Source organism: Streptomyces sp. NPDC006207 (assembly GCF_040613835.1).
In the GTDB taxonomy this organism is placed as follows: Bacteria; Actinomycetota; Actinomycetes; order Streptomycetales; family Streptomycetaceae; genus Actinacidiphila.
On the sequence record NZ_JBEXSX010000061.1, the window covers coordinates 49,563 to 60,105 of the forward strand.

The 10,543-nt window shown below is 70.8% G+C and carries 9 protein-coding genes; 7 read left to right on the top strand and 2 right to left on the bottom strand.

The annotated features are described in order from the left end of the window. Positions 1-69 precede the first annotated feature (69 nt). From ABZ312_RS35195 to ABZ312_RS35210, 4 genes are read left to right on the top strand one after another with little or no spacing between them, the layout of a single operon-like run. Positions 70-2,295, top strand: a complete 2,226-nt coding sequence (locus ABZ312_RS35195) for a polyribonucleotide nucleotidyltransferase (RefSeq protein ID WP_499514345.1) — start codon at positions 70-72, stop codon at positions 2,293-2,295. Then, positions 2,292-3,668, top strand: a complete 1,377-nt coding sequence (locus tag ABZ312_RS35200; RefSeq protein ID WP_500325846.1) for a M16 family metallopeptidase — start codon at positions 2,292-2,294, stop codon at positions 3,666-3,668. Before ABZ312_RS35195 ends, ABZ312_RS35200 begins: the two co-directional genes overlap by 4 nt. A gap of 50 nt (positions 3,669-3,718) precedes the next feature. Next, positions 3,719-4,471 (top strand): 4-hydroxy-tetrahydrodipicolinate reductase, encoded by a 753-nt coding sequence (dapB, locus tag ABZ312_RS35205; protein ID WP_499514347.1) that lies wholly within the window; start codon positions 3,719-3,721, stop codon positions 4,469-4,471. A gap of 40 nt (positions 4,472-4,511) precedes the next feature. Next, positions 4,512-4,964 (top strand): hypothetical protein, encoded by a 453-nt coding sequence (locus ABZ312_RS35210; RefSeq protein ID WP_499514348.1) that lies wholly within the window; start codon positions 4,512-4,514, stop codon positions 4,962-4,964. A gap of 13 nt (positions 4,965-4,977) precedes the next feature. Here ABZ312_RS35210 and argB read toward each other — a convergent pair whose 3' ends face one another. Beyond that, positions 4,978-5,856, bottom strand: a complete 879-nt coding sequence (gene argB, locus ABZ312_RS35215; protein WP_500325849.1) for an acetylglutamate kinase — start codon at positions 5,854-5,856, stop codon at positions 4,978-4,980. A 149-nt stretch (positions 5,857-6,005) separates the two neighbouring features. Further along, entirely contained in the window at positions 6,006-6,554 is a 549-nt protein-coding gene (locus tag ABZ312_RS35220) for an SCO5741 family PH domain-containing membrane protein (protein ID WP_499514350.1), read from the bottom strand. Between the two features lie 167 nt (positions 6,555-6,721). On the opposite strand from ABZ312_RS35220, the gene thyX reads away from it, so the two are divergent. From thyX to ABZ312_RS35235, 3 genes are all read left to right on the top strand, one after another. Continuing rightward, entirely contained in the window at positions 6,722-7,459 is a 738-nt protein-coding gene (thyX, locus tag ABZ312_RS35225) for an FAD-dependent thymidylate synthase (protein WP_500325851.1), read from the top strand. A gap of 168 nt (positions 7,460-7,627) precedes the next feature. Continuing rightward, on the top strand, positions 7,628-8,527 hold the full coding sequence (gene dapA, locus ABZ312_RS35230; protein WP_500325853.1) for a 4-hydroxy-tetrahydrodipicolinate synthase: 900 nt from the start codon (positions 7,628-7,630) through the stop codon (positions 8,525-8,527). 124 nt (positions 8,528-8,651) lie between these two features. Next, positions 8,652-10,337, top strand: coding sequence for a ribonuclease J (locus ABZ312_RS35235; protein WP_500325854.1), 1,686 nt, complete (start codon positions 8,652-8,654; stop codon positions 10,335-10,337). Positions 10,338-10,543: the final 206 nt, after the last annotated feature.

A 10,543-nucleotide genomic window follows, 5' to 3' on the forward strand; every position in this document is an offset into this window, starting at 1 on the left:
GGCGGGACGCCCCTCCACCGACGGCTCCCGGGAAGACGCCCGGGGGCACGAAAGAGGAGAATCCCCATAGTGGAGAACGAGACCCACTACGCCGAAGCCGTGATCGACAACGGCAGCTTCGGCACCCGTACGATCCGCTTCGAGACGGGCCGCCTGGCCCGTCAGGCCGCCGGCTCCGCCGTGGCCTACCTGGACGACGACACCATGGTGCTGTCGGCCACCACCGCCTCGAAGCACCCGAAGGACCAGCTCGACTTCTTCCCGCTGACGGTGGACGTCGAGGAGCGCATGTACGCGGCCGGGCGGATCCCCGGCTCCTTCTTCCGCCGTGAGGGCCGTCCCTCCGAGGACGCGATCCTCACCTGCCGCCTGATCGACCGCCCGCTGCGCCCGTCCTTCAAGAAGGGCCTGCGCAACGAGATCCAGGTCGTGGCGACGATCATGGCACTCAACCCCGACCACCTCTACGACGTGGTTGCCATCAACGCCGCCTCCTGCTCCACGCAGCTGGCCGGCCTGCCGTTCTCCGGCCCGGTCGGCGGCGTCCGCGTCGCGCTGATCCGCGGCCAGTGGGTCGCCTTCCCGACCCACAGCGAGCTGGAGGACGCCGTCTTCGACATGGTCGTGGCCGGCCGCACCCTCGAGGACGGCGACGTCGCGATCATGATGGTCGAGGCCGAGGCCACCACCAAGACGATCAAGCTCGTCGAGGACGGCGCCGAGGCGCCGACCGAGGAGGTCGTCGCGGCGGGCCTGGAGGCCTCCAAGCCCTTCATCAAGGTGCTGTGCAAGGCGCAGGCCGACCTCGCCGCCAAGGCCGCCAAGGAGACCGCCGAGTTCCCGATCTTCCTGGACTACCAGGACGACGTGTTCGAGGCGCTCGAGGCCGCCGTCTCCGACGAGCTCAAGCAGGCGCTGACCATCGCCGGCAAGCAGGCCCGCGAGGCCGAGCTGGACCGCGTCAAGGGTCTCGCCGCCGAGAAGCTGCTCCCGCAGTTCGAGGGCCGCGAGAAGGAGATCTCCGCCGCCTACCGCTCGCTGACCAAGAAGCTGGTCCGCGAGCGCGTCATCAAGGACAAGGTCCGCATCGACGGCCGCGGTGTCACCGACATCCGCACCCTGGCCGCCGAGGTCGAGGCCATCCCGCGGGTGCACGGCTCGGCCCTGTTCGAGCGCGGTGAGACGCAGATCCTGGGCGTCACCACCCTCAACATGCTCCGCATGGAGCAGCAGCTGGACACGCTCGCGCCCGAGACGCGCAAGCGCTACATGCACAACTACAACTTCCCGCCGTACTCCGTCGGCGAGACCGGCCGCGTGGGCTCCCCCAAGCGCCGTGAGATCGGCCACGGCGCGCTGGCCGAGCGGGCGATCCTCCCGGTCCTGCCGGCCCGCGAGGACTTCCCGTACGCCATCCGCCAGGTCTCCGAGGCGCTCGGCTCCAACGGCTCCACCTCGATGGGCTCGGTCTGCGCCTCCACCATGTCGCTGCTGAACGCCGGTGTGCCGCTGAAGGCCCCCGTCGCCGGCATCGCCATGGGCCTGATCTCCCAGGAGATCGACGGCGAGACCCACTACGTCACCCTCACCGACATCCTCGGTGCGGAGGACGCCTTCGGCGACATGGACTTCAAGGTCGCCGGCACCAAGCAGTTCGTCACGGCGCTGCAGCTGGACACCAAGCTCGACGGCATCCCGGCGTCGGTCCTGGCCGCGGCCCTCAAGCAGGCCCGCGACGCCCGTCTGCACATCCTCGACGTGATGATGGAGGCGATCGACACCCCGGACGAGATGTCGCCGAACGCCCCGCGCATCATCACCGTCAAGATCCCGGTGGACAAGATCGGTGAGGTCATCGGCCCCAAGGGCAAGATGATCAACCAGATCCAGGAGGACACCGGCGCCGAGATCACCATCGAGGACGACGGCACCATCTACATCGGTGCCGCCGACGGCCCGTCCGCCGAGGCCGCCCGCGCCACGATCAACGGCATCGCCAACCCGACGATGCCCGAGGTCGGCGAGCGCTACCTGGGCACGGTCGTGAAGACCACCACCTTCGGTGCCTTCGTCTCCCTGCTCCCGGGCAAGGACGGCCTGCTGCACATCTCGCAGATCCGCAAGCTGGCCGGCGGCAAGCGCGTCGAGAACGTCGAGGACGTCCTCGCCGTGGGCTCCAAGGTCCAGGTCGAGATCGCCGAGATCGACCAGCGCGGCAAGCTGTCGCTGATCCCGGTCATCGAGGGCGAAGAGACCGCGGCCGACGACAAGGCCGAGGACGCGTCCGAGAAGTGACCACCGGCTCCACACGCGTGACGGCCCGCCCCTCCACCAAGGGGCGGGCCGTCCGCACGCAGACCCTCCTGCCCGGCGCCGACGGCATCGGTACGGTCCGGCGCAGCGTCCTCCCCGGGGGACTGCGCGTCGTCACCGAGACCCTGCCGACCGTGCGCTCCGCGACCTTCGGCATCTGGGTCGGCGTCGGTTCCCGCGACGAGACCCCGGCACTCAACGGCGCCACGCACTACCTGGAGCACCTGCTCTTCAAGGGCACCGCGCGGCGCAGCGCACTCGAGATCTCCTCGGCCATCGACGCCGTCGGCGGCGAGATGAACGCCTTCACGGCCAAGGAGTACACGTGCTACTACGCGCGTGTCCTCGACACCGACCTGCCGCTCGCCATCGACGTGGTCAGCGACATGCTGACCGGCTCCCTGATCCGCCAGGAGGACATCGACGCCGAGCGCGGTGTGGTCCTGGAGGAGATCGCGATGACCGAGGACGACCCCGGTGACCAGGTCCACGACCTGTTCGCCACCGCCATGCTGGGCGACTCCCCGCTGGGCCGCCCCGTCCTCGGCACGGTCGACACCATCAACGCCCTCACCCGCGACCAGGTCGCCCGCTTCTACCGGAAGCACTACGACCCGACCCGGCTGGTCGTCGCCGCCGCGGGCAACATCGACCACGCCACCGTCGTCCGCCAGGTGCGCAAGGCCTTCGAGGACGCGGGCGCCCTCCGTGACGCGGACGCCGTTCCCCGCCCGCCGCGCGACGGCGCCCGCACGATCCGCGGCCAGGGCCGGGTGGAGCTGCTGGAGCGCCGCACCGAGCAGGCCCACGTCGTGCTCGGCATGCCGGGGCTGTCCCGGCACGACGACCGGCGCTGGGCGCTGGGCGTGCTCAACACGGCGCTCGGCGGCGGGATGAGCTCCCGGCTGTTCCAGGAGGTCCGCGAGAAGCGCGGCCTCGCCTACAGCGTCTACTCGTACACCTCGTCCTTCGCGGACTGCGGCCTGTTCGGTGTGTACGCCGGCTGCCAGCCGCGCCGCGTCCACGAGGTCCTGAAGATCTGCCGCGAGGAGCTCGACCAGGTCGCCGAGCACGGGCTGAGCGACGAGGAACTGCACCGCGCCATCGGTCAGTTCTCCGGCTCGACCGTGCTCAGCCTGGAGGACACCGGCGCGCTCATGAACCGGATCGGCAAGAGCGAGCTCTGCTGGGGCGAGCAGATGTCGGTGGACGCCACGCTGGAGAGGATCGCCGCGGTCACCCCCGACGAGGTGCGTGCGGTCGCCCGCGACGTCCTGGGACAGCGTCCCTCGCTGGCCGTCATAGGCCCGCTGAAGGACCGGCAGGCCGCCCGCCTGCACGAGTCCGTCGTCTGAGCCTGAGCCGTACCGACCGTCTCGAACGTCTGGACCGGAGGACTGGAACGATGAGCAAGATCCGTGTGGGTGTGATCGGGGCCCGCGGCCGGATGGGCGCCGAGGCGGTCAAGGCCGTCGAGGCCGCGGACGACCTGGAGCTCGTGGCGGCGATCGGCCGCGAGGACAAGCTGGAGACCCTGGCCGAGAACGAGGCCCAGGTCGCGGTGGAACTGACCACCCCGGGCTCGGTCATGGGCAACCTCGACTTCTGCCTGCGGCACGGCATCCACGCCGTCGTCGGCACCACCGGCTGGACCGACGAGCGCCTGGACACCCTGCGCGGCTGGCTCGGTGCCACGCCGGGCACCGGTGTGCTCATCGCCCCGAACTTCGGCATCGGGGCGGTCCTGGCCATGCGCTTCGCCCGCCAGGCGGCCCGCTTCTTCGAGTCCGCGGAGATCGTCGAACTCCACCACCCGGACAAGGTCGACGCCCCCAGCGGCACCGCCGTGCGCACCGCGCAGCTCATCGCCGACGCCCGCCGCGAGGCCGGCCTCGGCGCGCAGCCGGACGCCACCGCCACCGCCCTGGACGGCGCGCGCGGCGCCGACGTCGAGGGCGTGCCCGTGCACGCGGTGCGGCTGCGCGGTCTCGTCGCCCACCAGGAGGTGCTCTTCGGCGACGCCGGAGAGGTCCTCACCATCCGTCACGACTCCATGAACCGCGGCTCCTTCATGCCGGGCGTGCTGCTCGGTGTGCGCAGGGTCGTCTCCACGCCGGGACTCACCTTCGGCCTGGAGCACTTCATGGACCTCGACTGACCGACCGAGAGACGACCAACCGAGAGCCGGTTCGCCCACCATGCGCGCAAAGATCACCTACTTCGTCCTCGCGGCCGTGCTGGTCGTGTACTTCGTGCTGGCCGGCGCCCGCGGCGTCTGGCTGATCCAGGACGGCCGCCCGGTCACGGTGGTCCTCGGCGTGGCCGTGCTCGTGCTGCCGCTGGTCGGCGTCTGGTTCCTGGTCCGTACGACGCAGTTCGCACGCAACGCGGACCGGCTGGCCCGCGAACTGGAGGCCGAGGGCGGCCTGCCGGAGGACGAGCTGGTGCGCACCCCGAGCGGGCGCGTCGACCGCGCCTCCGCCGACGCGGTCTTCGCCCGGCGCAAGGCCGAGACGGAGGCCGCGCCGGAGGACTGGCGGACGTGGTTCCGGCTCGCGGTCGCCTACCACGACGCCCGCGACACCCCGCGGGCGCGCAAGGCCATGCAGCGGGCGATCGCCCTGCGCGGGAAGGCGCCGCAGACCCCCTGAAAGGGGCCCGGCCTCAGCCCGGCAGGACGGTCGTCCCGGCCTCGCCGGGGGCGCCGGTCAGCGCGCGCAGCAGGGCGTGCGGGGCGCGCCCGTCCAGCACCCGTGCGGTACCGACACCGGCGCGGACCGCGCGCAGGCAGCTCTCCATCTTCGGCACCATGCCGCCCCCCAGGGACGGCAGCATCCGTTCCAGTTCGGTGGCGGTCAGCCGGTCCAGCACCCGCTCCCGGCACGGCCAGTCCGCGTACAGCCCGGGCACGTCCGTCAGCACCACCAGGGCCTCCGCGCCCAGCGCGGCGGCGAGCGCGCCGGCGGCCGCGTCCGCGTTGACGTTGTAGACCTCGCCGTCCGTGCCGCGGCCGAGCGGCGAGACCACCGGGATGTGCCCGTGGTCCAGCAGCATGTCCACGGCGGCCGTGTTGACCTCCGTGACGTCCCCGACCAGGCCGATGTCCATCAGCTCCCCGCCGACCTCGGCGTACCGGCGCACCGCGGTGAGCGTGTGCGCGTCCTCGCCGGTGAGCCCGACGGCGTACGGGCCGTGCTCGTTGAACAGCCGCACCAGCTCCCGCTGCACCTTGCCGGCGAGCACCATCCGCACGACGTCCAGCGTCTCCGGCGTGGTGACGCGCTGACCGCCCAGGAAGTGCGCGGGTACGCCGAGCCGGTCCAGCTGCGCGCTGATCTGCGGACCGCCCCCGTGCACCACCACGGCCCGCACCCCGGTCCGCCGCAGCCGCACCACGTCCTCGGCGAAGGTGCGCAGCAACGTCCCGTCGGTCATGGCGTGCCCGCCGAACTTCACGACGACGGTGCGGCCCCGCAGCGGTTCCAGCGCGGGCAGCGGCGCGGGATGGGTGAGGAGCGTGTCGGGATGCGGCGGTGCGAGCAAGAGTCGCTCCAGGTCCTCGGCGGGCCGGGTCGGCCGGACGCTAACAGCCGCAGGCAAACCCCCGATGACGCCCGGCTGTCGCCTCTACGCCGTCTCCCGCCACCGTGTGCCTCCCGGACCGGGGCGTGGCGTGGTTCCCCGCTGAGCCCTCAGCGGCTCAGCTCGGAGGCCCAGCCCTCTATGGCGTCGGCCGCCTGGTCGAAGGCCTCCGTACGGCCGAGGAAGTCCGCGTTGTGGTCGGTGAGCAGCGGTCGCAACCGCTGGCCGTCCGCCCGCGTGACGACCAGGGCCTGGCCCTGGACGGTCCGGGGCAGCCCCAGCCACTTCACCGGCTGCTGGGCCGTACGGACGGCCCCGACGCGGTTCCAGGGCAGCGTCGTGGTGTAGAAGAGCCCCACCTGCCGCAGCCCGCGCGTGCTCACCCAGAACCCCACGCGCAGCAGACGCAGCGCGCAGACGATGGCCAGCACGGCGGCGACGACCGTAGCGGCGACCCCGGGCCCGTTGCCCGCGAGCCCCATGATCACTCCCGCGATGAGCAGGTACGAGGCGAGCACCAGCAGCATCGCCGCCGCGGCGACCCGCCAGGGCCCCGGGCGGTAGGGACGGATCCACCCGTCCTGGACCCGGTGCGGAAGGGCGGCGTCCGCGGCGTACTCGTCGTGGCCGCTGTCGGCGGCGAGGAAGGGCAGAGACACATCGGTGAGGCTAGCGGGCCCCGCCGGGACCGGCCAGCAGTGGTCCGCCGGTCGTCTGCCTTGCTCCGCTTTGCGGGGGGTGGGGCCGGTGTCGACGGGTGTCGGGCGATGTCGGAGCGGGCGCATAGGCTGGGCGCCGCCCCAAGCTCCATGAGGAAGGACGCCCGGTGACCGACATCCCCGCCGACGATTCCGTGCAGTTCCGCGACGACGTGACCGTCGAGCTCGTCAAGCACAGCGCCGCCGACTCCGACGTGCTGTGGGCCGCCCGGGTCTCCACGGCCGGCGAGCAGTCCCTGGCGGAGCTGACGAAGGACCCCGAGCGCTCCAAGGGCCTGATCAACTACCTCATGCGGGACCGCCACGGCAGCCCCTTCGAGCACAACTCCATGACCTTCTTCATCAGCGCCCCGATCTTCGTCTTCCGCGAGTTCATGCGCCACCGCGTCGGATGGTCGTACAACGAGGAGTCCGGCCGGTACCGCGAGCTGCAGCCGGTCTTCTACGTGCCGTCCACGGAGCGCAAGCTGGTGCAGCAGGGCCGCCCCGGGAAGTACGAGTTCGTGCACGGGTCCCCGGAGCAGCACCAGGCCGTCGTGGACGCCATGGAGGCCTCCTACCGGCATTCCTACGAGGCCTACCAGAAGATGCTGGCGGCCGGCGTCGCCCGCGAGGTCGCCCGCGCCACCCTGCCCGTCGGCCTGTTCTCGTCGATGTACGCCACCTGCAACGCCCGCTCGCTGATGCACTTCCTCGGCCTGCGCACCCAGCACGAGCTCGCCACGGTCCCGTCCTTCCCGCAGCGGGAGATCGAGATGGTCGGGGAGCGGATGGAAGCCGAATGGACGAAGCTCATGCCGCTCACCCACGCCGCCTTCAACGCCAACGGCCGGGTCGCTCCGTAGCAGGTCACCACTCATCCGGAATCTTCCGATTGCCGGGTTTCGTGCTGTTCGTCTAGTCTTCAGAAACGGATTCCGGTGCTGCTTGAACCCCCGAGCAGGCAGCGCCGGAGTCCTCATCGCAGGTCCCGAGGGGGTGTCCCGGCACCGGCACCGAGTAGCGTTGGACTCATGGCTCCGACCTCCACCCCGCAGACCCCCTTCGGGCGGGTCCTGACCGCAATGGTCACGCCGTTCACCGCGGACGGCGCCCTCGACCTCGACGGCGCGCAGCAGCTCGCCGCCCACCTCGTCGAGGCAGGCAACGACGGCCTGGTCGTCAACGGCACCACCGGTGAGTCGCCGACCACCAGCGACGTGGAGAAAGAGCAGCTCGTCCGGGCCGTACTCGAGGCGGTGGGCGACCGCGCGTTCGTCGTCGCCGGCGTCGGCACCAACGACACCCACCACACCGTCGAGCTGGCCCGCCAGGCGGAGCGCGCCGGCGCCCACGGCCTGCTCACGGTGACGCCGTACTACAACAAGCCCCCGCAGGAGGGCCTGTACCGGCACTTCACCGCCGTCGCGGACGCCACCGGCCTTCCGGTGATGCTCTACGACATCCCCGGCCGCAGCGGCGTCCCGATCGAGACCGAGACCCTGGTCCGGCTCGCCGAGCACCCCCGGATCGTCGCCAACAAGGACGCCAAGGGCGACCTCGGCGCCGCGAGCTGGGCCATCAGCCGCAGCGGCCTCGCCTGGTACTCCGGCGACGACATGCTCAACCTGCCGCTGCTCTCCGTCGGCGCCGCCGGCTTCGTCTCCGTCGTGGGACATCTGGTCAGCCCTGAGCTGCGGGCCCTCCTCGAGGCGTACCTCTCGGGTGACGTCCACAAGGCGGCCGAGATCCACCAGAAGCTGCTCCCGGTCTTCACCGGCGTCTTCCGCACCCAGGGCGTCATCACCACCAAGGCCGCCCTGGCCCTGCAGGGGCTGCCCGGCGGCCCGCTCCGGCTCCCGCTCGTGGAGCTCGGCGAGGCCGCGACGGCACAGTTGAAGCAGGATCTCGCCGCCGGCGGGGTACAGCTGTAACCAAAGACTTAAGAACTGAATGATCGCTCCATGAGGACAACGCAACAGAAAGCACGCTGTCATGCGCGCACGGTGTCCCCGGGTGTCCGCCCGGGGCCTGTGGCGTGCGTGGTGAGGAGATACTTTGAGCCATCCGCACCCTGAGCTCGGCCCGCCCCCCGCGCTGCCCGAAGGGGGTTTGCGCATCACCCCGCTAGGCGGTCTCGGCGAGATCGGCCGCAACATGACGGTCTTCGAATACGGAGGCCGGTTGCTGATCGTCGACTGCGGGGTGCTCTTCCCGGAGGAGGAGCAGCCCGGAGTCGACCTGATCCTGCCGGACTTCACGTCCATCCGTGACCGCCTGGACGACGTCGTCGGCATCGTCCTCACCCACGGTCACGAGGACCACATCGGCGCCGTCCCCTTCCTCCTGCGGGAGAAGGACGACATCCCGCTGATCGGTTCGAAGCTGACCCTGGCCCTCATCGAGGCCAAGCTCGCCGAGCACCGCATCCGTCCCTACACCCTCGAGGTCGCCGAGGGGCAGCGCGAGCGCATCGGGCCGTTCGACTGCGAGTTCGTGGCGGTCAACCACTCCATCCCCGACGCCCTCGCGGTCGCCATCCGCACCCCGGCCGGCATGGTCGTGCACACCGGCGACTTCAAGATGGACCAGCTGCCGCTCGACGGCCGCCTCACCGACCTGCACGCCTTCGCGCGCCTGTCGGAGGAGGGCATCGACCTGCTGCTCTCCGACTCCACCAACGCGGAGGTGCCCGGCTTCATCCCGCACGAGCGGGACATCCTGCCGGTGCTGCGCCAGGTCTTCGCCAAGGCCGAGAAGCGGATCATCGTGGCCAGCTTCGCCAGCCACGTCCACCGCATCCAGCAGGTCCTGGACGCGGCCCACGAGCGCGGCCGCAAGGTCGCCTTCATCGGTCGCTCCATGGTCCGCAACATGGGCATCGCCCGTGACCTGGGCTACCTGCGGGTCCCACCGGGTCTCATCGTGGACGTCAAGACGCTCGACGACCTCCCCGACGAGAAGATCGTTCTGGTGTGCACCGGCTCCCAGGGCGAACCCATGGCCGCCCTGTCCCGGATGGCCAACCGCGACCACCAGATCCGCATCGTCGAGGGCGACACGGTGGTCCTGGCCTCCTCGCTCATCCCCGGCAACGAGAACGCGGTCTACCGGGTGATCAACGGCCTCACCCGCTGGGGCGCCAACGTCGTGCACAAGGGCAACGCCAAGGTGCACGTCTCCGGCCACGCCTCCGCCGGCGAACTGGTGTACTTCTACAACATCTGCAAGCCGCGCAACCTCATGCCGGTCCACGGCGAATGGCGGCACCTGCGGGCCAACGCCGAACTCGGCCAGGCCACCGGCATCCCGAAGCAGCGCTGCGTCCTCGCCGAGGACGGCGTGGTCGTCGACCTCGTCGACGGCGTCGCCAGGGTCACCGGCAAGGTCCAGGCGGGCTACGTGTACGTGGACGGCCTCTCGGTCGGTGACATCACCGAGGCCTCCCTGAAGGACCGCCGCATCCTCGGCGAGGAGGGCATCGTCTCGGTGTTCATCGTCGTCGACAGCACCACCGGCAAGGTCGTGGGCGGTCCGTTCGTCCAGGCCCGCGGTTCCGGGATCGACGACGCGGCGTTCAACGACGTACTCCCCAAGGTCGAGGAGTCCCTCGCCCGCGCCGCCTCCGACGGCGTCGCAGAGGTCCGTCAGTTGCAGCAGCTCATCCGCCGAGCCATCGGCAAGTGGGTCTCCGACAACTACCGTCGCCGCCCGATGATCCTCCCTGTGGTCGTGGAGGTCTGACGCACCACCAGGAGCGGGGCCCCCCGATTTGCATCGGGGTGCCCCGCTCCAGTACGTTGTCACAACCCCCGCGACGAGAACGCCACGGAGACGTGCGTGCTCACAGCGGAACGGTAAATCCGACGGAAAGCATCTGCTAAAGTCGGGGAGCGCGAAAGCCGAAAGGCAGAAACGCAAAAGCAGGAAATCCCCGCCGGCGGGAATCG

Coding starts and splice junctions, on each gene's coding strand:
- dapB (WP_499514347.1), top strand. CDS start 3,719: ATGAGCAAGATCCGTGTGGGTGTGATCGGGGCCCGCGGCCGGATGGGC.
- ABZ312_RS35210 (WP_499514348.1), top strand. CDS start 4,512: ATGCGCGCAAAGATCACCTACTTCGTCCTCGCGGCCGTGCTGGTCGTG.
- dapA (WP_500325853.1), top strand. CDS start 7,628: ATGGCTCCGACCTCCACCCCGCAGACCCCCTTCGGGCGGGTCCTGACC.